The 25,285-nt window shown below is 67.3% G+C and carries 18 protein-coding genes and 2 pseudogenes; 11 read left to right on the forward strand and 9 right to left on the reverse strand.

Going from position 1 to position 25,285, the window contains the following annotated elements:
* Positions 1-155: 155 nt before the first annotated feature.
* Both FM104_RS10295 and FM104_RS10300 read right to left on the reverse strand, forming a co-directional pair.
* Positions 156-1,085: a hypothetical protein gene (locus tag FM104_RS10295; RefSeq protein ID WP_087132156.1), complete on the reverse strand. Its 930-nt coding sequence runs from the start codon at positions 1,083-1,085 to the stop codon at positions 156-158.
* Positions 1,082-2,410 (reverse strand): MATE family efflux transporter, encoded by a 1,329-nt coding sequence (locus tag FM104_RS10300; protein WP_087132157.1) that lies wholly within the window; start codon positions 2,408-2,410, stop codon positions 1,082-1,084. The genes FM104_RS10295 and FM104_RS10300 overlap by 4 nt, the downstream gene beginning before the upstream one ends.
* Positions 2,411-2,464: 54 nt before the next feature.
* On the opposite strand from FM104_RS10300, the gene FM104_RS10305 reads away from it, so the two are divergent.
* The 3 genes from FM104_RS10305 to FM104_RS10315 all read left to right on the forward strand — a co-directional run bounded on the left by FM104_RS10305 (position 2,465) and on the right by FM104_RS10315 (position 7,249).
* Entirely contained in the window at positions 2,465-4,210 is a 1,746-nt protein-coding gene (locus tag FM104_RS10305; protein WP_087132158.1) for a lipase family protein, read from the forward strand.
* A gap of 19 nt (positions 4,211-4,229) precedes the next feature.
* On the forward strand, positions 4,230-6,194 hold the full coding sequence (locus FM104_RS10310; RefSeq protein WP_087132159.1) for a M13 family metallopeptidase: 1,965 nt from the start codon (positions 4,230-4,232) through the stop codon (positions 6,192-6,194).
* 119 nt (positions 6,195-6,313) lie between these two features.
* Positions 6,314-7,249, forward strand: a complete 936-nt coding sequence (locus tag FM104_RS10315) for a serine hydrolase (protein WP_179206762.1) — start codon at positions 6,314-6,316, stop codon at positions 7,247-7,249.
* Positions 7,250-7,274: 25 nt separating this feature from the next.
* Here FM104_RS10315 and FM104_RS10320 read toward each other — a convergent pair whose 3' ends face one another.
* Together FM104_RS10320 and FM104_RS10325 are read right to left on the reverse strand one after the other, a co-directional pair.
* On the reverse strand, positions 7,275-8,744 hold the full coding sequence (locus tag FM104_RS10320; RefSeq protein WP_087132161.1) for a peptide MFS transporter: 1,470 nt from the start codon (positions 8,742-8,744) through the stop codon (positions 7,275-7,277).
* A gap of 60 nt (positions 8,745-8,804) precedes the next feature.
* Complete coding sequence (locus FM104_RS10325) at positions 8,805-10,247, reverse strand: MFS transporter (protein ID WP_087132162.1); 1,443 nt, start codon at positions 10,245-10,247, stop codon at positions 8,805-8,807.
* A 95-nt stretch (positions 10,248-10,342) separates the two neighbouring features.
* On the opposite strand from FM104_RS10325, the gene FM104_RS10330 reads away from it, so the two are divergent.
* From FM104_RS10330 to FM104_RS10360, 7 genes and pseudogenes are all read left to right on the forward strand, one after another.
* Complete coding sequence (locus tag FM104_RS10330) at positions 10,343-10,744, forward strand: hypothetical protein (RefSeq protein WP_087132163.1); 402 nt, start codon at positions 10,343-10,345, stop codon at positions 10,742-10,744.
* Between the two features lie 46 nt (positions 10,745-10,790).
* On the forward strand, positions 10,791-12,116 hold the full coding sequence (locus FM104_RS10335; protein WP_087132164.1) for an alpha-hydroxy-acid oxidizing protein: 1,326 nt from the start codon (positions 10,791-10,793) through the stop codon (positions 12,114-12,116).
* A gap of 53 nt (positions 12,117-12,169) precedes the next feature.
* Positions 12,170-12,868 carry a GNAT family N-acetyltransferase gene (locus tag FM104_RS10340; RefSeq protein WP_087132165.1) on the forward strand — a complete coding sequence of 233 codons (699 nt, stop codon included), beginning with the start codon at positions 12,170-12,172 and terminating at the stop codon, positions 12,866-12,868.
* 141 nt (positions 12,869-13,009) lie between these two features.
* Positions 13,010-14,395 (forward strand): glycine--tRNA ligase, encoded by a 1,386-nt coding sequence (locus FM104_RS10345; protein WP_087132166.1) that lies wholly within the window; start codon positions 13,010-13,012, stop codon positions 14,393-14,395.
* A gap of 159 nt (positions 14,396-14,554) precedes the next feature.
* Positions 14,555-14,689: pseudogene (locus tag FM104_RS10350) on the forward strand (His/Gly/Thr/Pro-type tRNA ligase C-terminal domain-containing protein); the annotation flags it as partial.
* A 410-nt stretch (positions 14,690-15,099) separates the two neighbouring features.
* Positions 15,100-16,452 (forward strand): hypothetical protein, encoded by a 1,353-nt coding sequence (locus tag FM104_RS10355; protein WP_143738340.1) that lies wholly within the window; start codon positions 15,100-15,102, stop codon positions 16,450-16,452.
* A gap of 41 nt (positions 16,453-16,493) precedes the next feature.
* Entirely contained in the window at positions 16,494-17,309 is an 816-nt protein-coding gene (locus tag FM104_RS10360) for a serine hydrolase domain-containing protein (RefSeq protein ID WP_256971616.1), read from the forward strand.
* 136 nt (positions 17,310-17,445) lie between these two features.
* Here the strand turns inward: FM104_RS10360 and FM104_RS10365 are convergent, their stop codons facing one another.
* The 3 genes from FM104_RS10365 to FM104_RS10375 are packed head-to-tail and all read right to left on the reverse strand — an operon-like array spanning position 17,446 to position 22,392.
* Complete coding sequence (locus tag FM104_RS10365; RefSeq protein ID WP_087132170.1) at positions 17,446-20,457, reverse strand: alpha-mannosidase; 3,012 nt, start codon at positions 20,455-20,457, stop codon at positions 17,446-17,448.
* 23 nt (positions 20,458-20,480) lie between these two features.
* Complete coding sequence (locus FM104_RS16525) at positions 20,481-21,776, reverse strand: glycoside hydrolase 5 family protein (RefSeq protein WP_087132171.1); 1,296 nt, start codon at positions 21,774-21,776, stop codon at positions 20,481-20,483.
* Positions 21,777-21,783: 7 nt separating this feature from the next.
* The gene (locus tag FM104_RS10375) at positions 21,784-22,392 is read right to left on the reverse strand and encodes an HhH-GPD-type base excision DNA repair protein (RefSeq protein ID WP_087132172.1); all 609 of its coding nucleotides are present in this window, start codon (positions 22,390-22,392) and stop codon (positions 21,784-21,786) included.
* A 53-nt stretch (positions 22,393-22,445) separates the two neighbouring features.
* Between FM104_RS10375 and FM104_RS10380 the strand changes: the two genes are divergently transcribed.
* Complete coding sequence (locus FM104_RS10380) at positions 22,446-23,483, forward strand: acyltransferase family protein (protein WP_087132173.1); 1,038 nt, start codon at positions 22,446-22,448, stop codon at positions 23,481-23,483.
* A 52-nt stretch (positions 23,484-23,535) separates the two neighbouring features.
* On the opposite strand, the pseudogene FM104_RS16295 reads toward FM104_RS10380, so the two are convergent.
* Both FM104_RS16295 and FM104_RS10385 read right to left on the reverse strand, forming a co-directional pair.
* Positions 23,536-23,631, reverse strand: a pseudogene (locus tag FM104_RS16295) (HhH-GPD-type base excision DNA repair protein); the annotation flags it as partial.
* Positions 23,632-23,927: 296 nt separating this feature from the next.
* On the reverse strand, positions 23,928-25,205 hold the full coding sequence (locus tag FM104_RS10385; protein WP_087132174.1) for a glutamyl-tRNA reductase: 1,278 nt from the start codon (positions 25,203-25,205) through the stop codon (positions 23,928-23,930).
* Between the last annotated feature and the right edge of the window lie 80 nt (positions 25,206-25,285).

Consider the following 25,285-nt stretch of genomic DNA (forward strand, 5'->3'; position numbering starts at 1 on the left):
CGTAGCTGGTACTCGGCATCCGGCTCCGGCGTCCCGCTCCGGCGCCCCGCCCCGTATCCGCTGCACTTTGCGGCATCCGCGCCATTGATCGATGCAGCGGATGCGAATCTCTGCAGCGGATGCTGGCGCGGGAGCCGCTGGGGCGCGCGGCGCGCTCAGCCGAAGCGAGCTGAGATCGCCAGATCGTCGCCGGCACTCAGGCGCAGGTTGCTGATGCGGGGCGCTGTCGCTCCGGCTTCCTCGTTGAGGTCGAACCTCTGGCCTTCGACCGCACGAACTTGGCGACGAGCCGCGAGCAGCGCGATCGCGACGATCGGATTCCAGCTGCGCAGCCGCACCCGCTTGACATCGACGATCGCCGCCGGGGTGATCTGGACCGACACCGCCGCGCGCACCGTCGCGCCGAAGATCTTCCACCGCACGGACGCCAGAGCCCGCACCTTGACGACCTGGCGTCGCGAAACGGTGACCGTGCCCTCCAGTCGCCGCAGCCGCACGCCGGTCGTCGCCAGCATCGGGGTGGCGACCGCCCGGATGAGCGGCGCGATGTCCGACGCCCGCATCCGCGCCGAGAAGCTGCCGGACAGCCTCGCCGTCTCGGGCGAATCCTCGATTCCGAAAGCCGACGCAGAGCGTCCGGCATCCCGCGCCGATACGTACTCGACCCAGTCGAAGGCGGCATCGGACACCGTCACGTCGAGATGCACGGCGTAGCCCTGCACGGTGGCGGGGCCGGCGACGATGCGGGCGGTGCGCAGCATCCCGGATGTGCGGGAGACGATCGCAGGCGGCTCGGCGGGCGTCGTGTCCGCCCCTGCCGACTGGCCGTCCTCGGTCATCCGGGCGGTGAGATCGACCCCGGTCGCGTCGATGAGCACGTGCTCGAGGTCGTTTCCGTCGAGCTGAGCGGCGACACGGATGCCATCGATGCCGTCGTATCGCACGTCGCCGGTGCTCGCCACGCTCGAGAGCAGTTCTTCGCGGATCCAGCGCTCGACCGTTGAGGCATCCCCCGGCCAGGATGCGGGGACCCAGCCCGCCGCTGCAGGCGGGGTGTCGTCACTCCATGGCCCGCGCCGCGTCATGCCGCCACCGTCGTCCAGCGGTCGGTGCGCACGCGCCAGCCGAGGGTGGCGAGGCGGGCGAGCATGTAGACGCCGAAGAACGCGACGGCGAGCCAGACGAGACCTGCCGCTCCGTCCACTCCGGTGGCGGAGATGATCCACAGCGCCGGCAGGAACGGCACGAGGTTGAGCAGACCGGCGACCGCAAGGTAGCGGGCGTCGTTGGCGCCCATCAACACGCCATCGAGCACGAAGACGATGCCCGCGAACGGCTGGGCGATGGCGAGCACGATGAACGCCGGCTGCACGAGTGCCGCGACGGCGGCATCCCCCGTGAAGACGATCCCGATCACGCCCGACAGTGCGCCGATCACGACCCCGACGAGCACGCCGAACCACACGCCCCACGCGACGGTGCGGCGCAGCACCCGGTGCACCTGGTCCATGTCGCCGGAACCGAGACTCTTGCCGATGAGAGCCTGCGCGGCGATCGCGAGGGCGTCGAGGGCGAAGGCCGCAGTCGAGAAAATCGTGAAGGCGATCTGCCAGCCGGCGAGTTCCTGCGTGCCGATGCCGGTGGCGACCCCCACGGTCATGAGCAGGGCGACGCGCAGACTGACGGTGCGCAGAAACAGCCAGCCGCCCGAGCGGGCATTGCCGCGGATGCCGTTGCGCTGCGCTTTCAGTGATGCGCCGTGGCGACGGGCGAGGCGGGTGATCACCGCGGCGTAGGCGGCGACCATTCCCCACTGCGCGACAACCGTGCCGAACGCGGAGCCGGCGATACCCCAGCCGAACCCGTAGATGAAGATCCAGTTGAGCAGCGCGTTCGCCGTGAAGCCGAGGCCGGCGATCCACAGCGGGGTCATGGTGTTCTGCATGCCGCGCAGCAGTCCGGTGGCGGCGAAGACGATCAGCATCGCCGGCAGACCCCACATCGAGATCATCAGGTAGGTGCGGGCTTCGGTGGCGACGATGTCGGTGGGCCCGAACATCGCGACCAGCCACGGGGTGGAGAGGGCGCCGATGATGGCGAGCACCGCGCCGAGCCCGAGAGCGAGCCACATGCCGTCGATGCCGACGGAGACCGCATCGCCCGGCTTGCCCGCTCCGAATCGGCGGGCGACGGCGGGCGTGGTCGAGTAGGCGAGGAAGATCATCAACCCGACGATCGTCTGCAGGACTGCGCTCGCGATGCCGAGTCCGGCCAGCGGGATCGTGCCGAGGTGACCGACCATCGCCGCATCGAGGATGAGGAACGCGGGTTCGGCGACGAGCGCACCGAGCGCCGGCACGGCGAGGTGCAGAATTTCTCGGTTCAACGTCGAGGGTGCGGAGGAGGCCACGCGTCGAGCCTATGGCGTCGTCGGGTCGATGCCGCGTCTGGATAGGCTGGCGCGGTGAACCTGCTGATCCGATACGCGCAGCGCCTGCCCCGCGCAGTCACCGCTTTCCTCGCCGCGGCGGCCATCGCCGTCGGCGTGGTTCTGATCATCCACCCGACCACCGCGCTCGGCGTGCTGGCGCTGCTGATCGGCGCGGGTCTCGTGCTGGCGGGACTGCTCGAACTGCTGTTTCCGGTCGCCGGCAGCGAGCGGATGCGGGTGCTGCTGGCATCCGCTCTCGTCATCACGGGTGTGGTCGTGCTCGTGCTGCCGGGGCTGACCGTGCGCGTTCTCGCGCAGGTCGTCGGCGTCGCGCTCATCGTCCGCGGGGCGGTCGGCGCCGGCGCTCTCATCATCCGCCGCGACCGCACGCTCGACCGCCGCATCGCCGAGTCGCTGCTGGGGCTGGCGGGCATCGCCTTCGGCATCCTCGCCATCGTCTGGCCCGACATCACGCTGCTCATCGTGTCGGTCGTCTTCGGCGCGACGCTGGCGATCGCCGGCATCGCGGGTCTGATCCGGATGCTGCACGGGCGTCGTGAGTTGAAAGCCAGCCGGGAGACGATCACGCGCCGCTGGGTGCGCACGATCGCGGCGGTCTGCGCGGTCGCGTTGGTCGCAGGCACGGTCGTCGCCAGTGCCACGCTGCGCGAAGGCACGCGTGTGACCGACGACTTCTACGCCGCGCCGCGGACAGTGGCGGGTGAGCCCGGGCAGCTGATCCGCGCTGAGGAGTTCGCGACGGGCGTTCCGTCGGGTGCTTCAGCGTGGCGCATTCTGTACACGACTACGCATGGCGACGGCCGCGCGGCCATCGCGAGTGGAATCGTCGTAGTGCCGGATGCTGGTGAGCAGCATCCGGTCGTCGCGTGGCACCACGGCAGCACCGGCTTCGACCGAGCATGTGCGCCGTCGTTGGCACCCCAGCCTTTCAAGTCGGGTGGGCTCTACGTGCTCGATGACGTGCTCGAGCACGGTTGGGCGCTCGTAGCGACCGACTACATCGGCCTCGGTACCGAAGGCCCGCACCCGTACATGGTCGGTGAAGACAGTGCCCGCGCCGAACTCGATGCCGTCCGAGCAGCGCGTCAGCTCGATGACGCGAAGCTCGGGGGTCAGACCGTCGCATGGGGGCATTCGCAAGGTGGAGCGGCGAGCCTGTGGTCAGCGGCCATCGAGTCCGACTACGCCCCGGACGTGCCGCTCGACGGCGCGGTGGCTCTCGCACCCGCCAGCGATCTCACCAGCATGGTCGACGGTGTATTCGACGTGCCCGAGGGAAGCGTGTTCGCCGCCTTCGTGATCAGCGCTTACAGCGAGATATATCCCGATGTCTCGTTCAGCCGCTATGTCCGCGCAGATGCCGAGGTGAGCGTGCGCGAGCTAGTCTCACGCTGCCTTGATGAACCGCCCACGCTCGTCTCGATTCTCACCCTCTTCGCGCTCAGCCAAGACCCGAGCATGATCGCTCGCGATCCCGACGCCGGCCCTCTCGGTGCGCGTCTGGCGCAGAATGTCCCGCCAGCGGCTGCGGTACCCGTGCTGATCGGGCAGGGCGGTGATGACGAACTCGTGCTCTTCGGCATGCAGTCCGACTACGCGAACCAGCTGTGCGCGGATGGCGCCACGATCGACTTCCGCGCCTATGGCGGACTGAGGCATCACTCGCTGATCGAGGCCGATTCTCCGGCCATGGAAGAGGCAGTCGCATGGACCTCCGACCGCTTCGCCGGGACCGAGCCCTACAGCACGTGTCGGTGACGGCGCATAGGCTGGATGCATGACTGACGTACTGCCCTCCGGCCTTGCCGTCTCCGAGTTCGACTCCGCCATCCGTCCGCAGGACGACCTCTACCGCCACGTGAACGGCCCGTGGCTCGCGGCCGCCGAGATTCCCTCCGACAAGGCGCGCTGGGGCTCCTTCCACCTGCTCGCCGAGCAGGCCGAGAAAGACGTTCGGGCGATCATCGAGGAGTCCCAGGATGCTGACCCGGGCACCCTCGCCCGCAAGGTCGGCGACCTGTTCACCAGCTTCATGGACACCGACCGCATCGCCACCCGCGGCACCGCGCCGCTGATCGAGCAGCTCGCGAAGGTCGACCGGATCGACAGCATCCCCGCCTTCCTCGCCACCGTCGGCGAACTCGACCGTGACGGCATCGCCGCCCTCATCGGCGTGTTCGTCGAGCCCGACCCCGGCAATCCCGAGCGCTACGTGCCGTTTGCCGTGCAGGGCGGGCTGTCGCTGCCCGACGAGAGCTACTACCGACTCGACAGCTTTGCCGAGACGCGCGCCGCATACCGGGCGCACCTCGAGCGTCTGCTCGCGCTCGCCGCGGTCGAAGACGCCGACGCTGTCGCCGACCGCGCCTTCGCGCTCGAGCACGACATCGCGGGCAGCCACTGGGACAACGTCGCCTCGCGCGACGCGGTCAAGACCTACAACCTGAAGAGCTGGGATGAGTTCCAGGCGCTGGTCGGCGTCGACATGGCCCCGTGGCGGGATGCTGTGGCGGCCGCCAACCCGACCGCGTTCGACGAGCTCGTCGTCTTCCAGCCGAGCTTCTTCGAGGGCCTCGGTGCGCTGCTCGTCGAAGACCGCCTCGACGAGTGGAAAGCCTGGCTGACCGCGAAGGTCGTGCACGGCCTCGCCGCATTCCTGACCGATGACTTCATCGACGAGAACTTCTCGTTCTACGGCACCGAGCTCACCGGAACCCCGTCGATCCGCGAGCGCTGGAAGCGCGGCGTCTCGCTCGTCGAGGGCTCGCTGGGTGATGCCGTCGGCAAAATCTACGTCGAGCGGCACTTCCCGGCCTCATCGAAGGCCGCGATGGACGACCTGGTCGCCAACCTCATCGAGGCCTACCGGCAGAGCATCGAGAAACTCGAATGGATGAGCCCCGAGACTCGGCAGAAGGCGCTGGCGAAGCTCGACACCTTCCGTCCGAAGATCGGCCACCCCGATGTGTGGCGCGACTACGACGGGGTCGAGATCTCGGCATCCGACCTGATCGGCAACGCGCGCCGCGCGACAGTCTTCGAGCACGACCGTCAGATCTCGAAGGTCGGCAACCCCATCGACCGCGATGAGTGGTTCATGCCGCCGCAGATGGTCAACGCCTACTACAACCCGCTGATGAACGAGATCGTGTTCCCGGCGGCGATTCTGCAGCATCCGTTCTTCGACGCCGAGCGCGACGCGGCAGCGAACTACGGCGGCATCGGTGCGGTGATCGGCCACGAGATCGGCCATGGCTTCGACGACCAGGGCAGCCGCTACGACGGCGACGGTCGCCTGCAGGACTGGTGGACCGACGACGACCGCGCCGCCTTCGAGCAGCGCACCACGGCGCTCATCGCGCAGTACGACGCGCTCGTGCCGCTGGGTCTCGGTGACGACAACCACGTCAACGGCGCGCTCACGATCGGCGAGAATATCGGCGACCTCGGCGGACTCGGCATCGCACTGAAGGCATATGAGCTGTCGCTCGACGGAGCGGAAGCGCCCGTCATCGACGGGTACACCGGTGTGCAGCGACTGCTGCTGTCGTGGGCGCAGGTCTGGCAGCAGAAGAGCCGCGAGGCCGAGACGATCCGCCTGTTGGCGATCGACCCGCACTCGCCGAACGAGTTCCGCTGCAACCAGATTCTCAGCAACATCGATGCGTTCTACGAGGCCTTCGATGTGACAGAAGGCGACAGCTTGTATCTTCCCGGCGACCAGCGCGTCACTATCTGGTGAATGCCCTAGAAGGGGGAGCGGGGGCGGGGTTACGATAACGGGGTGATCCGGGCCGCGTGCATTGCGCATGAGGTCTTGGTCGCCCACACCTCCCCCACCTCCCCCGAATAGGAACATGCGTGGTCTCGCACTCCGCTTCTGTCCCTGAGCCTGTCGAGGGCGCGCGCGCCGCTCGACGCCGGTCTCAGCGCGGTGGTCGGCGCGCTCCGCGCCGGGCGGCGGTCGGGCGGCGGTCGTTCAGCTCCACCTGGCGCGCGCTGGACGAGCTCGCTCAGTCGGGCGCTCAGGTGTCCGTGCGCGTGAACGACCTGGACTCGGGGCGCTCGGTGCTCGCCGGTGATGATCATGTGTCGCTTCCGATCGCGGGCCTCGGCGTCGTCCCGGTGCTCGTCGAGACGGCAGCCGGGCTGGATGCCGGCGGGCTCGACCCGCTGGAGATCATCGACCGCGACAGTGAAGACTTCGTCGCCGGTTCCGGGCTCTGGCGCAACCTGCGTGCGCCGGCCCTGCCGCTGATCGACCTCGCCGTGTTCGCCGCGACCGCTGGCGACCCGAATGCCGCCAATGCGCTGCTCGCTGCCGTGGGACATGAACGCGTGCGCGCGCGGATGGTCGCCATCGGGATGCCGCGCAGCGCCGTGCTCGATTGCTTCCGCGATCGGCGCGGACCGGATGACGCCCCGCATGTCGCCGTCGGCACGACGCGCGAGTTCGCAGAGCTGTTCGCCGGCCTGGTCAATTCCTCGGTCGTGGATGCTGCGGTCAGTGCACAGGTCTCGGAATGGCTGAGCCTGAATCAGGATCTCACCCTGGTGGCGTCGGCGACGGGGCTGGACCCGTTTGCGCATGAGCACGATGCGCACGGGCTGCTGTTCATCAACAAGACCGGTCGTGATCGCGGCGTGCGCGCCGAGGCCGGGGTGCTGGCCGGCCCCCGCGCGGGAGTCGCCTACGCGATGACTGTGTGCTTCGACGACCTCTCGATCAGCCACCGGCTGCGAGCGCACGACGCCTTCCGCGTGCTCGGCACCGACCTCATGGAGTACACGCACTGAGGAGTGCGCGCGGCGTGCGCTGGTGTCAGCGCACGCCCCGCATGAGTGCGAGCACAGGACGCACGAATAGCAGCAGACCCAGGCCGACGACGATCGCGATGGCCCCGAGCATCGAGAAGTACGGCAACTCGTTGCTCGGGTCGTAGAACTGCACGAGCCAGCCCGAGATGGCGGTGCCGAGGGCGACCGAGAGGAAAAACAGCGCCACCATCTGCGTCTGGAAGCGTGCGGGCGCGAGTTTCGTGGCAGCCGACAGCCCGATCGGCGAGATCAGCAGCTCGGCGACCGTGAACACGAACAGAATGCCGACGATGGCGAGCAGCGGCGTCGATCCCGGGCCGCCATCGGCGAAGAGCAGGAACAGCAGGAATGCCCCGCCCATCACGATCGCACCGAGTGCGAATTTCACCGGCGTCGACGGCTGACGCTTGCCCAGACGCGACCAGATCACTGCGAAGACGCCGGAGAGCACGATGATGAAGATCGGGTTGATCGACTGCACCCACGACACCGGCATCTCCCAACCGAAGATGTGTCGGTCGAGCCGCTTGTCGGAGTAGACGGTGAGCACGGTGAACTGCTGCTGGTACAGCGACCAGAAGGCCACGCTCGTGATGAACAGCGGCACGAACGCCCATACCCGCGAGCGCTCCTGCGCTTCGATGTGCCGGCTGGAGAGGATCACCGCGAAATATGCGATCGTCGCGCCGAGCGCGCTGACGATGACGATGGTCGAGAGGTTGTCTGCGCGCACGAATCCGATCAGCATTAGCACGATGATGAGCGCGACCGCGGCGATCGCGATGATGACCACCAGCGGGTAGCGATTGCGCGGCAGTGGGTTGTGCACCGTGTGCGCACTCTCAGGCAGCTTCTTGCGGCCGAACGAGTACTGGATGAGCCCGGCGACCATGCCGACCGCGGCGAGGCCGAAGCCCCAATGGAATCCCGCCGTCGACTGCAGCAGGCCGGTGAGGATCGGGCCGAAGAAGGCGCCGAGGTTGATGCCGAGGTAGAACAGCGAGAATCCGGCATCCCGCCTGGTGTCTTCCGCGCTGTAAAGGGTGCCGACGACCGAGGTGGCGTTCGCCTTCAACCCGCCCGAGCCGAGCGCGATCAGGATGAGGCCGACTCCGACGCCGATGAGGCCGGGCAGCAGCGCCAACGAGAGGTGCCCGGCGACGATGACGATCGCGCTGCCGAACAGCACGCGTTCCGAGCCGAACAGTCGGTCGGCGAGCCACGCCCCGAGGATCGTGGAGAGATACACCGCGCCGCCGTACGCGCCGACGATGCCGCCAGCGATCGCGGCCGGCACGCCGAGGCCGCCTTCGCTGACCGAGAAGTACAAATAGATCAGCAGGATGCCCTGCATGCCGTAGAAGCTGAACCGCTCCCACATCTCGACGCCGAAGAGGTGCGCGAGCGCCAGCGGCTGTCCGAAGAAGCGCGTGTCGGGGGAGGTCGTTTCAGCGGCGCTCGGCGACGATGTCATGGGTTCCAGAGTACGCGCACGGGTGCGGCCACGATGGCACGCGGCCCTGTCGGATGCGGGTCAGCGAGGCAGGGCGGGGTGCTGCTCGGCGTGCGGATGCCGGGGGATGAAGAACGTCAGCACGAAGGCGATGATGCCGACGATGATCGCCAGCCAGAAGCAGATCTCGAATGCGCTGCGGGTGGGCACTGCGATGCCGTCGACCTGGATGCTCATCGACGCGAGAACGGCGCCCATCACCGCGGATGCTGCCGAGGTGCCGACCGAGCGGAAGAGTGCATTCAGGCCGTTCGACGCGCCGGTCTCATGCGAGGGCACGGCGCGCATGATGATCATCGGCATTGCGGCGAACGAGAAGCCGATGCCGACGCCGATGAGCAGGTTGGCCACGATCAGGTGCCAGACCTCGCTCGACCACAGCAGCACGAAGAAGAATGCCAGCACGATCGCGGCCGTGCCGACGGTGAACAGCGGGCGGGGTCCGACCGTGCGCTCCAGAAAGCCCGAGAGCGGCGAGATTACCATCATGACGACGCCCGAGGTGGCGACGACGAGCGCCGCCGAGAACATATCCAGACCCAGCCCCGAACCGGTCGCCGTGGGCAGTTCGAGCAGCTGTGGGAAGGTCACGTTGGATGCGAACAGTGCGAAGCCCATGCAGATGGCCGCGATATTGGTGAACAGCACAGCGGGTCGGGCGGCGACGCGCAGATCGAGCAGTGGATCGGTGGTCTTCAGCTGGTACCAGCCCCATACGAGCAGCACGACGACGCCGCCGAGCAGGCAGGCCAGCGGGACGGGCGCAGTCCAGCCCCACTCTGCGCCGCGCGAGACGTAGAGCAGCAGGCCGGTGAGGCCGACTGCGAGGCCGAGCACTCCGAGCAGATCGAGTCGTCCGGGTGAGAGCAGCACGTCGTCCGGCACGACGAGCAGCACCAGCACCGCGCCGATCGCGCCGAGGCCGGCGGCCAGCCAGAACAGTGCATGCCAGTCGGCATTCTGCGCGAGGAACGCGGCCACCGGCATCCCGACTGCACCGCCGACGCCCATGGTCGCGCTCATCAGGGCGACCGAGGTGCCGAGGCGCTCGGGCGGCAGCACGTCGCGCATGATCGCGATGCCCAGCGGCACGACGCCCGTCGTCGCACCCTGCAGGCCGCGACCGATGATGACTCCGACGATGGAGCCCGACATCGCCGCGATCACCGAGCCGATGATCAGGATGATCAGCAGCGCGATCACCACGCGGCGCTTGCCGTACATGTCGCCCAGGCGCCCCGAGATGGGGGTGGCGATGGCGGCGACGAGCAGGGTGATGGTGACCACCCACGAGGTGTCTTCCCGCGAGGCGTTCAGCAGCACCGGCAGCTCGGCCTGCAGCGGCACGACGAGGGTGAACATGAACGCAGAGCAGAGACCGACGAACGCGAGAACAGCGACGATGGCGCCTTTTCGTGGGGCTCGAGACAGCCGTTTTCGCGCTCTGTCATCCGAATTGCCCATCAGAGCAGGCTATCGGGCTGGGCACCCTCCGCGGCCCGCTCCCGCTCCCCGTCCCCGCTCCCCACCCCGCCGAGTGCACGGGATAGCGTTGGGGGATGCTCCCTGACGACTGGACCCCGCACCGCCGCGACGACGGCGAGCTGGTCGGCTGGATTCGCCCCGAAGGTAACGACCGGGTCGCCGTCGATGTGCTCGGCCGCGTGGCATCCGATCCGGTCGACTGGCTTGAAGCCGAAGCGGCGCTCGAGGCCGTCGGTCTCAGCTGGCTCGCTGATGTGTGGATGCTGGAGGGGGAGACCGCTGACCCGCTTCGCGTGCGCTTCGTCGAGGTGACGCCGTCGGATGCTGACCGTGCAGGGCGTGTGGTGGTGAAGCTGGATGACTTCGGTGACATGCAACGGCCGTCTGCAGAGCAGTTCACGCTGCCCTGGCCCGCTCCGGCGCGCCTGCGACCCGCTCATGCGGACGACCCGGATGGCCGCACGCTCAGCCGCTGAACCGCGACCGCATGCGGGTGTCCGCGGCGCTCGGTAGGGTGGCGGCATGAGCAACGTGGCTCCGAACGATCCGGCGGCCGCGCGGGGAATCTCGCGCCGCACGCAGTCCAACATCTTCCGTGCCGGTATCAGCGGTGAGCGCCCGGCGGTTCCCGTCGACGTGCATGCTCTGGATGCTGCCGCCGCATCAGTCCTGTCGAAAGAGGCCTATGCGTACATCGCCGGCGGGGCAGGCACTGAAGCGACGGTCGCCGCGAACCGTTCGGCATTCGACAGGTGGCAGCTCTGGCCGCGTCCGCTGCGCGACGTGACCGACCGTGATCTGTCGGTCACGTTCCTCGGAAGAACGCGGCCGACTCCGCTGCTCCTGGCTCCGCTCGGGGTGATGGAACTCGTGCATCCTGAGGCCGATCTCGCGGTCGCGCGCGCGGCAGCATCCGCCGGGGTGCCCTACACCGTCTCGAACCAGGCGTCGTTTCCGGTGGAGCGCATCGCGCAGTCGGCGCCGGGAGCACCGCGACTCTTCCAGCTGTACTGGTCGGCATCCGATGAGCTGAATGCTTCTCTGCTGGGCCGCGCCGAAGCGGCCGGATGCGAGGCCATCGTCGTCACCCTCGACACCCACCTGCTCGGCTGGCGCACCCGCGATCTCGACCTGGCGTATCTGCCGTTCACGCGCGGCATGGGCATCGCGCAGTACACATCTGATCCGGTGTTCCAGGGGTTGGTGACGGAACGGGCCGACGCGTCGGAGGGCTCCGCGGCAGCGGCGAGCGTGAAAGTGACGCCGAAGGCCATCGCCGCCGGCGTCTCGATCGCGCGCAAGGGCGCAACCCTCACCGGTAGCCGCAGCCTGCGAGACAACCTGCGCTCGCCGCTGCCGCGCGCGGCGGTCGAGACTTTCCTCGACGTGTTCTCGACGCCGACGCTCACCTGGGACGACCTGGCCAAGGCGCGGGAGTGGACCTCGCTGCCGATCATCCTGAAGGGCATCGTGCACCCCGACGACGCGGAGCGAGCTGTGGATGCCGGCCTTGACGGAGTCTGGGTGTCGAACCACGGCGGGCGGCAGATCGACAGATCGGTGCCCACTCTCGCAGTGCTCCCGGAGATTTCCGAGCGGGTCGGCGAACGCGTGCCGGTGATCTTCGACTCCGGCGTGCGCAGCGGTGCGGATGCCGCGATAGCCCTCGCGCTCGGCGCGGATGTCGTGGCCCTCGGCCGTCCCTACGCTTACGGGCTGGCGCTCGCCGGGGAGCAGGGGGTGCGCGAGGTGATCCGCAACGTGCTCGCCGAGCTCGACACCACGCTCGGGCTCGCCGGGCTGACCTCCATCGGCGAACTCGACCGGGATGCACTGCGCGCAGTGTGACGGATATCGGCCGCGATTCCCTCAGACGACCGGATCGGGGGCAGACTGGGTGCGTGCGCACTATCCGTGATCTCGACACCGTTGAACAAATCCTCGACGCCCAGGCGCTGTTCGACTCCATCCGCGGGCCCGAACGGGTCATCGACGCCGGCACCCTGCGTGCCCTGGAGCAATCGGGTAACTATGTCGTCGGGCTGTACGACGATGAGGGCGGTGACGACGATGCGGCGCGCATGGTCGGAGCATCCGTCGCCTTCTTCGGCGAGCCGGGCAAGCGCACCATGCACTCGCACATCACCGCACTGCTGCCCGAGTATCGCGGCCGCGGCTGGGGCCGTGAGCTCAAGGAGCACCAGCGCCAGTGGGCGTTCTCCCGCGAGGTCGGTCGCATCACGTGGACCTTTGATCCGCTCGTCGCGCGCAACGCGCACTTCTTCCTCACCGTGCTCGGAGCCCGGGTGACCGGCTACACGATCAACCGCTACGGCATCTTCGGCGGCGGTGACGCGGGCGATGAGAGCGACCGGCTCGACGTCGAATGGGCGCTGGCCGACATCGCCAAGCCACCGGCATCCGATGCCGTCGTCGCGACCGTCGAGATCCCTTCCGACGTCGAGTCGATGCGAACCACGGATCCGGATGCTGCGCACGAGTGGCGCCTGCGCCTGCGCGCCGACATCGAGCAGCAGCTCGCTGAGGGTCGTCGCATCGCCGGCTTCGAGGCCGGCCGCGGCTACCTCTTCACCGCCTAAGCCGCTTGCCGTCACCGAGCGCACTCGGCGTGCGCGCGGCCGCCCAGCGGGCGCCGAGTTGCAGGAACGGGGGCGACGGTAGGATTGAACGTGCCCGTGATCACGGGCCTCTCCCCGTAGCATCCGACCATTGGAGCCACCGTGGCCGAACAGTCCCGTCTTGACAAGGTCATCGCCCTCGCCCGCCACCGCGGGTTCGTCTTCCAAGCGGGTGAGATCTACGGCGGTTCGCGTTCGGCATGGGACTACGGCCCCCTCGGCACCGAGCTGAAGGAGAACATCCGTCGGCAGTGGTGGCAGACGTTCGTGCGCGGCCGCGGAGACATGGTCGGTCTCGACTCGAGCATCATCTTGCCCAAGCGCGTGTGGGAGGCCTCCGGCCACGTCGCCACCTTCACCGACCCGCTGGTGGAATGCCTGCAGTGCCACAAGCGTCACCGCGAAGACCACCTCATCGAAGCCTTTGAGACGAAGAAGGGCCGTGCTCCCGAAAACGGGATGGCCGACATCGCATGCCCTGACTGCGGTACCCGCGGTCAGTGGACCGAGCCGAAGTCGTTCTCGGGCTTGATCAAGACCTACCTCGGCGTTGTCGACGACGAATCGGGGCTGCACTTCATGCGCCCCGAGACCGCACAGGGCATTTTCGTGAACTTCTCGAACGTGCTCACCGCGTCGCGCAAGAAGCCGCCGTTCGGCATCGGCCAGGTCGGCAAGGCGTTCCGCAACGAGATCACGCCCGGAAACTTCATCTTCCGCACCCGCGAGTTCGAGCAGATGGAGATCGAGTTCTTCGTGCCGCCTGCCGAAGCACAGGAGTGGTTCGATCACTGGGTCCAGGCCTGCTGGGACTGGTACATCGATCTGGGGGTGACCCCCGAGAACATGCGCCAGTTCGACGTTCCCGAAGATGAGCGCGCGCACTACTCGGCCGCGACCATCGATTTCGAGTACAAGTTCGGGTTCCAGGGCTCGGAGTGGGGCGAGCTGATGGGCGTCGCCAACCGCACCGACTACGACCTGTCGAGCCACACCGAGGCATCCGGTCAGAGCCTGACCTACTTCGATCAGGCCTCGGGTGAGCGCTACACGCCTTATGTCATCGAGCCGTCGTTCGGTCTGACCCGCTCGATGATGGCGTTCCTCGTCGACGCGTATGTCGAAGAAGAGGTGCCGAATGCCAAGGGCGGCACCGACGTGCGCACGGTGCTCAAGCTCGACCCGCGCCTGGCTCCGGTCAAGGTTGCGGTGCTGCCGCTGTCGCGCAACGAGCGGCTCTCGCCGCTGGCGCGCGAGGTGGCCGACACTCTCCGCGGCAAGTGGAACATTGACTTCGACGACGCCGGCGCCATCGGTCGTCGCTACCGCCGCCAGGACGAGGTCGGCACGCCGTTCTGTGTGACGGTCGACTTCGACTCGCTCGATGACCGCGCCGTCACTGTGCGGGACCGCGACACGATGGCACAGGAGCGCGTGCCGCTCGAGAGCCTCGAGCAGTACCTGACGGAGCGCCTGCGCGGGGCCTGATCTCGGGTAGCGGCTGCCCGCGGCCGTTGTCCACGACAGGATCGTTGCCCGGAACAGGACGGATGCCGGAAACGCACCCTGTCCTCGGTAACGATCCTGTTTCGGTGACGCACCAGCTGTCACCAGGCTTCCCTCGGATCGGGAACGACACGCGTGAGGTTCTGCGTCACGGTCGACTTCGACTCGCTCGATGACCGCGCCATCACCGTGCGGGACCGCGACACGATGGCACAGGAGCGCGTGCCGCTCGAGAACCTTGAGCAGTACCTGACGGAGCGCCTGCGCGGGGCTTGACCGAACCCGCCCCGGGCGCACCCCGAACGCGAAGCGGGTTCCTGATTCACGCTGAGTGAATCAGGAACCCGCTGTCGTCGTCAGTGACCGTCAGAAATCTTCGCCCTCGGCCTGCGAGGGGTGCTTGTCGAACCAGTAAGGGCGACCGATGTGCTGATGCGCATCGCAGTCGACCAGAACGTTGCTGTCAGTGCGTTCCATGGGAGCTCCTTTGCGTCGGTGAACGATGTCATCTTCAGCATCCCTCAGGCATCGCGGCTTTTACCGTCCGGAGCAAGCGAAAGAATACAAGATCCTTCGTCTTTCTCAATCTTTTGCGACCAAGCGCCGCCAAAGGCCTTCGCCGGGCTGTGGATAACTTCCGTGGCAGTCGGCGAGGAATGCGTAGCGTCACCGGCATGGATCAGACGATGGATGCAGAAATCGCACGCTTTCGGTGGCGGACGTGGGCGATCGGCGGGGGCCTGCTCACGGTCGCAGGGCTGCTCATATTCTCGCCGCTGAGCTGGCTCGCGCCGCTTCTCGCCGTCGCCAGTGCCGTGGTCTTCGCCGTGGGCATCGGCCGCGGCGGGAGCGTGGTCGGCACGACGCCGCTGGGACGGGTGGCGCTCATCACCGTTGCTGTGTTGATCGCCTTCGTCGCCCCCGGGCTGGAGCAGCTGGCCGTCGCGTCGATGTTCCTCAGCTATCGAGGCAACATCCACCCCGAGGTCATCCTCGTTGTTTCGGGAGTGCTGTTGCTTCTCCTGGCCATCATCGGCATCGCACTCGCGAGCATCGCGGGAGTGCGCATCGGCCGGGCTGGCGTCGTGCCGCGGCCCTGGGCATGGCTGCCCCTGCCCCTGCTACTGGGTGGTGTCGTCGCGTCGCTGCTCAAAGCCGCGATCACGAGCGTCTCGGCCCTGTCGTGGATGGCCGCGTTCAGTCAGGAGTACGCAGTGCTGAGCATGGTTCAGATCGGTGGCACGGTGATGCTCGGCCTCGTGGCGCTGGGTCTCGGCGCACGCGAGTACTTTCGGGCGCCGGATGCTGCGCCGCGCGTGCCGGCCGAAGCAGCCCATCCGCACGGTGCGCGCCCCGGCACGCCGCTGATGGCCCGCTCTGAGGTAGCCACGGCTCGTTTTCGCTGGATCGCCTGGGCGATCGGCGGCGCATTGCTGATCATCTCGGGCCTGCTCCTGCTGCCTCAGCTCGACGACGTCTCTCGAGAGGCGGGGCTGGGCCCTGGCATCCTGTCCGTCGTCGCGGCAGCGGTCTTCGCCATCGGTCCGACACACGGGGCGAGCATCACACGACGCCGCCCGGCGGGCACTGTCGCCATCCTGGTGTGCGCCGTGCTGCTCGCAGCGGCACCAGCACCGATCGAGCGCGCCCTGGGCGATCTGATGTTCGCCGGTCTTTTCGGCACGGACCCGGGCGTCGCCACGATCAAGTCGATCATCATCGGCTTCGTAGCCGTGGGGCTCCTCACCGCCCTTGTCGCGGCCGTAAGCGTGGGGCGTGCGGGCGTGCTGCCTCGACTCTGGGCGTGGGTGCTGCTGGTGTTCATGTCTGGCAGTGTTCTGATCGCCGCGGCCAAGATAGTCGCAGTCGGCGCGGGACTTTACATCTGGGACAGTCCGTTCAGCGCTGAATGGTCCGAACTGTTCGGCGACATCCAGGTGGCGGGTGCGGTGATCGTCGGCATCGCTGTCGTCGTGTTCTCGGTGGTGGAGAGATCACGGGCGGTCGCTCCGGCATCCGAACCGTCGCTCGTGCACTGATGCCGCTGACGGCCGACTGCCCACCATGGGACGATGGCTCGGTGGATACGACGACATTCGCCGCAACGGCAGACTTCCCGCACACAGCCCTGGTCGGTGTCACCGGCCCCGACGCATCCCTCGCAGTGCAGGGTGATTCGCATTCGGTGATGCCGCTCGCCTCCGTGACGAAGCCGCTCACCGCGTGGGGTGCGCTGATCGCGATCGAACGCGGCCTGGTCGACCTCGACGGACCAGCGGGACCTTCCGGGGCGACCGTGCTCAACCTGCTCGATCACACCAGCGGCCTGCCCTTCGAGGGCGACCAGCCGCAGCGCGCGCCCGGTGAGCGCCGCATCTACTCCAATGTCGGGTTCGACGCGCTCGGTGCTCATGTCGCCGAGGCGGTCGGCATGACCTTTCCGGAATGGATGGCAAGTGAGGTCACCGGACCATTGGGCATGAGCGAGACGGATGCTACAGGGCGCCCCTCCGCCGGAGCCAGAGCCTCGATCGGCGACCTGCTGATCTTCGCCCGCGAGGTGCTGCGCCCCACGCTCATTCCCGTAGAGCTGCGCAATCTCGCGCTTGACGTCTCGCAGCCTGGGCTGCGCGGCGTCGTTCCCGGCTACGGGTCGTTCGACGACAACCAGTGGGGTCTGGGCTTCGAGGTGAGGGGCACGAAGCATCCGCACTGGATGGGCGACTCGCTGCCCGCGCAGACCGCCGGCCACTTCGGGGCGCTGGGCAGCTTCCTGTTCATCGACCGCTCGCGCGACCTCGCCGCCGCGTTCCTGTCCGGCGTGCCCTTCGGCGACGACCACAAGCGCATCTGGCCAGCACTCACCGACGAGATCGTCACCCGCTACGGGGACTGACCCGCCCCACGCAGCATCCACGCCGGCGCAGCGCGGCTCACGAGAACAGGCGATCCGGCGGAATCAGGACGTTTCCCCAGGGAATCGTCCTGTTCTCGCCGGATCGCCTGAATTCAGAAGATGCGGATGCCGAGTATCAGCCGCGCGTGATGCGCACCGTCCGCACCTCGAACGGCTTCAGCACGAGCTCGTCGCCCGTGCGCGCATCGTCGAGGTCATCTTCCAGCAGTGACACCTCGCGGATGCTGCTGTGCGCGAAGCCCACGTTCAGCACGCCGCGTGCGCGCCGGCCGAGCGCCTCGTACACGCGCACGATCACATCACCCGAACGGTCATCAGCCAGCTTCACCGACGATACGAGCATGCCGTCGCCGCTCACAGACACCAGCGGCTCGACCTCGTTCGCGCCGCGCACCAGCTTCGCCGGAGCGTTCAGGCCGATTCCCTCGGTGGTGGCGGTCGCAGCATCCGCTCCGATCACGAGACCCACCGTGATCACGTGACTGCCGTGATCGGTGTCGGGGTCGGGGAACCGCGGAGCGCGCAGCAGCGACAGCCGGATCGTGGTGGTGACGTCGTCGCCATCGACCTCGCGTGAGGTGTCATAGCCGTAGATCGAGTCGTTGACCAGGGCCGCGCCGAAGCCGTCGTCTTCCTGCGCGAGCACGAAGCGGTGCATCGAGGTCTCGAACTTCGCCGCCTCCCAGCTGGTGTTCACATGCGTGACCCGGCGCTGGAAACCGAACTGCGTCTCGGCCAGCGTCTCGCGGGCGAAGAGATCGAGCGGGAAGGCGAGCTTGAGCAGCTTCTCGGTCTCATGCCAATCGATGTCATTGCGCAGCAGTACCGTCCGCGAACCGGGCCGCAGAGTGATCGTCTGCTCGATCGTCGATTCCGAGAACTCGCGGGTGACGACCACCGTGGCGACGCCGTCGGTGGCGGATGCCGTGGTCGACGACACCGCGGTGAGGTCTTCGACTCGGTTGCGGTAGTAGCGGTCGATGTCCCAGGCGTCCCACATATTGGGGAAGTCCTGGTGCAGCTGGAACAGGTTCGCAGGCCGGCCCGCCGGGATCGTCTCGCGCCCGGTCTCGCGGTCGATCGCCGAGGTGATCAAGCCCGCAGCTGACACCGTGACCGAGACCGTGCCGTTCTCCAGCAGGAAGCCGTCGTCGAGCTCGGTGACGGCCGCCGGCAGCGGCACGTACGACTCGGTGGGCACCAGCTCCGCACCGAGCGCGCGCCCTCGACCGGCACCGGCGATCACCGAGGTCGGCGTGAAGCGCAGCAGCTCATCACCCTCGCCGGCCAGCGCCGTGCGCGCAGCATCCGACAGTGCTTCCGCATCCGTCACCACAGCGGTCAGCATCGCGACCGCTTCGCGATGCACCCACGCGATCGACGTGCCGGGCAGGATGTCGTGGAACTCCTGCAGCAGCACGACCTGCCACAGCCGGTCGAACTCGTCGTGCGGGTACTCGGCGCCGGTCTGCACAGCTGCGGTCGCCGCCCACAGCTCGGCCTCGATCAGCGCCTGCTCCGCCCAGCGGTGCAGCGCCTTGGTGGCGTGCTGGCTGGTCAGGGTGCCGCGGTGCAGCTCGAGATACAGCTCGCCGACCCAGACGGCAGGGTCAGTGAGTTCGGCCTGGGCGTCGTCGAAGAAGGCATCCGGATGCTTCCACTCGACCTTCGCCGAGCCCTCGAGGTCGGCCAGGCGCGCGGCCTTGCCCGTCATCTCGCGGGTGGTGCCGCCGCCGCCATCTCCCCAGCCGACCGGGGCGATCGACATCGTGCCTACGCGGTTCTCCTTGAACTGGCGGCTGGCCTTGGCGACCTCCATGCCGGAAAGCTGAGAGTTGTAGGTGTCCATCGAGGGGAAGTGTGTGAACATCCGCGACCCGTCGATCCCCTCCCAGAGGAAGGAGTGGTGCGGGAAGACATTGCGCTGGTTCCACGAGATCTTCTGCGTGAAGAACCACTCGAACCCGGCCCGGCGCATCAGTTGCGGCAGTGCGGGGGAGTACCCGAAGCTGTCGGGCAGCCAGACACCCTTCGAGCGGATGCCGAATTCGCGCTCGAAGAAGCGCTGACCGTGCGAGAACTGGCGCACCAGCGACTCTCCGGTGGGCATGACGGTGTCGGACTCGACCCACATGCCGCCCAGGGGCAGGAAGCGTCCGTCGGCGACCGCGGCCTTCACTCGCTCCCAGACCTCGGGGCGGTGCTCCTTGATCCACGCGTATTGCTGTGCGCTGGACATGCCGTACTTGAATTCGGGCTGCTCATCCAGCAGCGTCGTCATCGACGAGGTGGTGCGGGCGACCTTGCGGATCGTCTCGCGCACCGGCCACAGCCACGCCGAGTCGATGTGGGCGTGCCCGATCGCCGCGATGCGGTGAGCGCTCGCCTCTGCGGGGGATGCCAGCACATCGGCCATCTGCGCGCGCGCGTCTGCGGCGGTCTCGACGATGCGCTGCAGGTCGAGCACGTCGAGCGCGTCATCGAGCGCCTTGAGGATGCGCATGCGGCGCGGTGCTGTCTCGGGGAGCTCTGCCTGTAGCTCGATGAGCACTTCGAGGTCGAGTGACAGGTCGAAGACGTCCTGCTCGAAGACGGCGAGATCCATATGCCGCACGCGGTACAGCGGTTCGGGCGAGGAGGTCTGGATGCCACCGTCCTGCGTCGGCAGGAACGGGTGGTAGTCGAGCAGCACCGGGTTCGCTGCGCCCTCGAGGTAGAACTCGACCGCACCGGCGGGCTCGGCCTCGATCGCCACCCACTGGTTGCGTGGGTTGATGCTCTTCAGGGGAGTGCCATCGGGGCGGTACGCGAGCGCCTCGCATTGGAAGCCCGGCATGTTGATGTCGAAGCCGAGGTCGATGATCGCTTCGACGCGCTTGCCAGCCCATTCGGCAGGCACCTCGCCGCGCACGCGGAACCAGGTCGTGCCCCAGGCCGGACCCCACATGCTGCCGGCTGAGAAGGGCTCGTAGGTCAGGGCGAGGCCGTCGGCGGGGGCGATGGGCTCGCCGGGCAGCGCGTGCACGGCGATATCGAGCGGCATCCGCGCGGAATGGATCGCGGGGCGCACCCGCTCTGTGAGAACGCGGTTGACGCGTCCGACGGTGAGCGAGGTCTCTTCGTGCACAGCAGGGCTCCTTGCGCGGGAGGTCAGACGACGGTGTTGTTCGACGAGTAGACGCCGACACCGGTGGAGAGGTCGGGCCGGACGAGGTCGCTGATGCCGCGGGTGGTCAGCCGGTCAGCATCCGCCGCGTCCGTCGAGGTCACGAACGTGGGATCGGCGCCGTCTGCGCACGCATCCACCCAGGCCTGGAAGACCGCCCCACCCGGGCTCAGCGCGGCGCGGCTGAGAGGCACATCGACGTCATCGACGTCGATGACGATGCCCAGCGAGCGCGCCGGCACCGCACGGCGCTCACGCAGCTCTGGGATGATCTCGGCGAACCGCTGTCCGATCGCCTTCGTTGTGCCATCGTTGTCGATCAGACCGAGGGAGTACTCGAGTTCGGGGTAGTCGGCGAGCGACCGGCTGACATCATGCGAGCACCACCAGGTGACGCCCCACAGATTGGCGGTGCGGGCGGCAGAGCGCACGGTCGCCTCGAGGAAGCCGGGCATCTCGTCTGGCGTCAGACAATTCGACGGCGCGCCCACCTCCTGCAGCCAGATCGGTCGATTCGCATCGGTCTGAAATGCGCGCGAGAGCTCGATCATGTACTCGGCGTGCCGGTCGGATGCCACCGAACGCCCGCCGTAGCGCTGGGCGGTGCCGTTGAAGATCCACGAGTGGATCGTCGTCATCGCGCCCAGGCGCGATGCGAGCGCCGGGGTGAACCCGTGCCCGTCCATGTACCAGGCGGCGTCGTATTCGCTGTGCAGGTGGTCGAGGCCCGGCGCCGAACGGTCGGCGGCATCGAGCAGCGTGGTGATCCAGTTGGCCGCCTCGGCTTCGGTCACCGGCCACGGCGACGGGTGCGTCTCAGCCGAGAACTGATTGGTCTCGTTGCCGAGCGTGAAGCCGAGGAAGTTGTCCGCCCCGCGCAGCGACTCGCCCAGCTTCTCAACGAGCGCGACCTGGCCGCTCAGCGCCTCGGGGTGCGTGAACATGTTCTTGTCGTGCCACGTGAACAGCCACGACGGAATGAAATCGAAGCTCGACAGATGCCCCTGGATGACGTCGACGCTGGCATCCATCCCGAACTCCGCGGCCACATCGACGACCGCGCGCACGTCAGCGACCGCCTCAGGACGGATCAGAGTGCGGTTCGGCTGCAGCACCGGCCACAGCGGGAAGATCCGCACGTGGTCGAGACCCAGCTCTGCCAGCCCCGCGAAGTCGCGGCGCACGTCGTCGAGGTTGAGGTTGTGCCAGGAGTGCATCCAGTTCTTCGACGGCGTGTAGTTCGCGCCGAAGCGAAGGGGCCGGTGAGTCGGAGTCTGCATCTCAGTCCTAACTGTCTGACGTGCTGCTCTTCGCCGCGGCAGCGGCGGCCTTCATTGCCTTCTTGTGCTCGCGCACTCTCGTCAGAGACTCCGGAGAGACGATGTCGGCGACGCTGCGGTAGGCATCGGCCTCGCCGTAGGGAGCGGAAGCCTCTCGCCATCCCTCGCCCGTGAAACCGTACTGCTTGCCGAGCAGGGCAAGGAAGATCTTCGCCTTCTGCTCGCCGAATCCGGGCAGCTTCTTCAGCCGCTTCAGCACCTCGGGGCCATCCGGGTGGGTCCCTGAGCCGGGCGAAGGGCGCGTCCACAGCCCCGCCGCATCACCATCCCACTCGTCGACGAGGGTCTGGCACAGTGTCTGCACGCGGGTGGCCATCGATCCGGGAAAACGATGCACCGCCGGTGTCTGGCGGAAAGCTTCGAGGAACGCCTCCGGATCCATCCCGGCGATCGCCTCGGCCTCGACCGAACCCGTGCGCTGCGCGATCTTGAGCGGACCCGCGAACGCGGTCTCCATGGGTATCTGCTGGTCGAGGAGCATGCCTAGGAGCAGCGCGAGCGGGTTGTCGGTGAGCAGCGTGTCGGCGGCGTCGTCTCCGGTGATGTGCAGGGCCATGAGGACAGTCTCGCAGGCGTCGGCTACGCGCGGCAGAACGATAAGGTGAGGCGATGACGATGCGGCGTGAAGCAAACTTCTTCGATTTGCTTCGCGTGGTCGCCGCTGCTGCCGTAGTCGTCGGCCACGCTTGGCCCCTCCTCGGAATCGGCGGCGTTCCGACCTACGCGGGGATCAGCATCCATCACCTTGGCGTATATGTGTTCTTCACGATCAGCGGTTATCTCCTCGCTCGGAGTTGGTCGCGGGCGCCGCAACCTCTTCCGTTTTTGACGCGGCGCGTCTTTCGGATCTTTCCCGCGCTTGTGGTGACCGTCGTGCTCACGACCTTCGCCATCGGCCCCGTTGCGACCGCAATGTCGGCGAAGGACTATTGGGGCAACCCGCAAGCGTGGGGCTACCTACAAGGTGTCGCCCTGATGCCGACTTATGAGCTGCCGGGCGTCTTCCACAGCAATCCATCGCCGGCGGTCAACGGATCACTGTGGAGTCTCGGCCCCGAGTTCTGCTGCTACCTCGCATTGGTTGCGCTTGGACTATTGACGCATCGCGTGAGCGCGGTGATGCGCGTAGGGACCGCTGTTGGCCTCGCAGTGGCGATCTTCGCTGTTCCGATCACCGGTACGTTGCGCACAACATTGATCGCGGTCGTCTTCTTCGCGATCGGCTCCTTGATGGCCGAGTTGCCGGCGAAGTTCCGTATCCCGGCGTGGATGATTCCGATTTTGGTGGTCGTGCCACTGTTCTTCGAGAGCGCCATCGGTGTGATCGCCACGTGGCTTCTTCTGCCGATCGCGATCGTAACCCTGGGCGGGAAACGCTCTCGATTTGCGACGTGGTTCCACCGGGGTGGTGATCCGTCGTACGGGATGTACCTCTGGGCGTTCCTGGTTCAACAGATCATCATCGGGCAATTCGGAGTGCTGCCGCTCTGGAGCAACATCGTTGTGGTGCTCGCTCTGAGCGCGGCGCTCGGGTACTTGTCCTGGCACCTCGTGGAGAAGCATGCGATAGCGACGGGCGCATCGCTCGCGAAGAGAGTGTGGCAATGGCAGGTGTCTGGGCGCTCTTCTGCGGTTGTTCGCAGCTAGAAAAGCTCAGCTGTAGAGACTTCTAAGGCTCCAGTCCTGTAGGTGGTTAGCCAACATGCTGGTCCAGCAGCATGCCGACCAGGAGTGCGAGCGGGTTCTCGGTCAGCAGTTCGTCGGCCGCGGGGTCTCCGGTGATGTGAAGGGCCATGGGGACAGTCTCGCAGGCGGGGCCCGGCTCGCGCAGACGGGGCACGATTCAGAACGGGTATCTTCGCGTTATGCAGGTATGGATTGTTTATCTGGAAGACGAACCGGGATTCGTTGGGGTGTTTGATGTTGAAGAAGACGCCTACGAGTTTCAGTCAGAGTACGCCGCTGCTCACAAGCGTCCAGTACTACTAACGCCAGTGACTCTTCCCTATCGGGAAAGTGACTATGAGTTGAGGGTCGACGGCAATAGTCAGCCTTCTGAGAGCGCTTAGAAGCTGTTGCTGGGTACGAGCCTCAGGCGGTGGCCTGGTCGGATGCGGCGTCGCCAGCATCCGGCGACAGCCCGTACAGCGTCTCGAGGGCAGTGATGAACTCATCCGCCCGACCCGCGGCGGCGAGTTCATGTGCGCGAGTAGTAGGGGTATGCAGCAGCACGCCGGCGAGGTGACGCATCGCCTGCTCGACGAGTCCGCCATCGTCGCCACGTCGCCGGGCGCGCTCGATCTCTGCTTCGAGGAGGCCGAAGATGTGCGTGCGAAGCTCCACCACGGCAGGCGTCACGCTCAGGCGGGATCCGTCGAGGTGAAAGCTCTCCGCGGCCTCGCGCACGACCGTGCGGGCGGCATCCGTCGCCTGCAGCTCTTCGAGCGGAGCGTGCAGACGGATCGTCTCGAGGTCGAGAAGCGCGACGCCTTCGAGGTTCGCAACGGCGGGGTCGACGTTGCGCGGCATGCCCAGGTCGATCACCAGCTGCGAAGGCGCACTGCCCATCGGGCAGCCCGCGCTGGCTGCGCGCTCCTGTCGCTGCAGCTGCACGGGGCCCAGCACCGGCTCGGTCGCCGTCGTGCATGTGATCAGCAGGGATGAGCGCTGGGCGACATTCGCGTACTCCTCAGCATCCACCGATCGGATGCCGTGCTTCTTGGCGAACAGTTCAGCGCGCCCCGACGGCGAATAGACCGAGATGTCGATGGCTCCGCGTTCACGCAGCGTCGCGAGGGTGACTGCCGCGTAGGCGCCGGTACCGACCAGCAGCACGCGTTCGGCAGACCAGTCGGCGATGCGGCTGTCGGCCAGCTCCAGCGAGAGCCGCACCAGTGATCGGCCTGCGCGGTGCAGCGCGGTGACGTTCTTCACCTTGCGCTGCGCCTGGCTCGCCCGCTGAAAAAGGCGCTCGAGTTCGGGTGACGTGGTGCCTTGTTCGCGGGCATCGGTCAACGCGCGCCGCACCTGCCCGGCGATCTCGCCCTCACCGGAGACGACCGATTCCAGGCCCGACGCGACCGCGAAGAGGTGCTCGGCGACATGGCGGTCGTTGACGATCCGGTACGAGCCGTCGAGGTCGGCTGCGGGAATATCGGTGGACTGAGCGACAGCATCCATGACGGCATCCGGCCCGAACTCATCGGAGAACTGGATGTAGGCCTCGAACCGGTTGCACGTCGCGAGCACGACAGCGCCGTCAGCGCCCGCATCCACGAGCTTGGGCGCAACGGTTTCGGGGTGGCGGCTGAGGCGTTCGAGCAGGTCGAAGGAGGCAGTCTTATGACTCGCCGTTACGCAGAGCAGCACGCACCGATGATAAGGCCGGTGGCTATGAGGGTCATATGAAGCGCACCCCAGCGTCGTGACCGGAAGACCCATAGCCAGCG

The organism is Microbacterium esteraromaticum (assembly GCF_900163815.1).
Lineage (GTDB): Bacteria > Actinomycetota > Actinomycetes > Actinomycetales > Microbacteriaceae > Microbacterium > Microbacterium esteraromaticum_B.

What these genes read in the sequence shown, in the direction of transcription:
- FM104_RS10295 (WP_087132156.1), bottom strand. Translation starts at nt 1,085, where the DNA reads ATGACGCGGCGCGGGCCATGGAGTGACGACACCCCGCCTGCAGCGGCG.
- FM104_RS10310 (WP_087132159.1), top strand. Translation starts at nt 4,230, where the DNA reads ATGACTGACGTACTGCCCTCCGGCCTTGCCGTCTCCGAGTTCGACTCC.
- FM104_RS10320 (WP_087132161.1), bottom strand. Translation starts at nt 8,744, where the DNA reads ATGACATCGTCGCCGAGCGCCGCTGAAACGACCTCCCCCGACACGCGC.
- FM104_RS10325 (WP_087132162.1), bottom strand. Translation starts at nt 10,247, where the DNA reads ATGGGCAATTCGGATGACAGAGCGCGAAAACGGCTGTCTCGAGCCCCA.
- FM104_RS10330 (WP_087132163.1), top strand. Translation starts at nt 10,343, where the DNA reads ATGCTCCCTGACGACTGGACCCCGCACCGCCGCGACGACGGCGAGCTG.
- FM104_RS10335 (WP_087132164.1), top strand. Translation starts at nt 10,791, where the DNA reads ATGAGCAACGTGGCTCCGAACGATCCGGCGGCCGCGCGGGGAATCTCG.
- FM104_RS10355 (WP_143738340.1), top strand. Translation starts at nt 15,100, where the DNA reads ATGGATGCAGAAATCGCACGCTTTCGGTGGCGGACGTGGGCGATCGGC.
- FM104_RS16525 (WP_087132171.1), bottom strand. Translation starts at nt 21,776, where the DNA reads ATGCAGACTCCGACTCACCGGCCCCTTCGCTTCGGCGCGAACTACACG.
- FM104_RS10375 (WP_087132172.1), bottom strand. Translation starts at nt 22,392, where the DNA reads ATGGCCCTGCACATCACCGGAGACGACGCCGCCGACACGCTGCTCACC.
- FM104_RS10380 (WP_087132173.1), top strand. Translation starts at nt 22,446, where the DNA reads ATGACGATGCGGCGTGAAGCAAACTTCTTCGATTTGCTTCGCGTGGTC.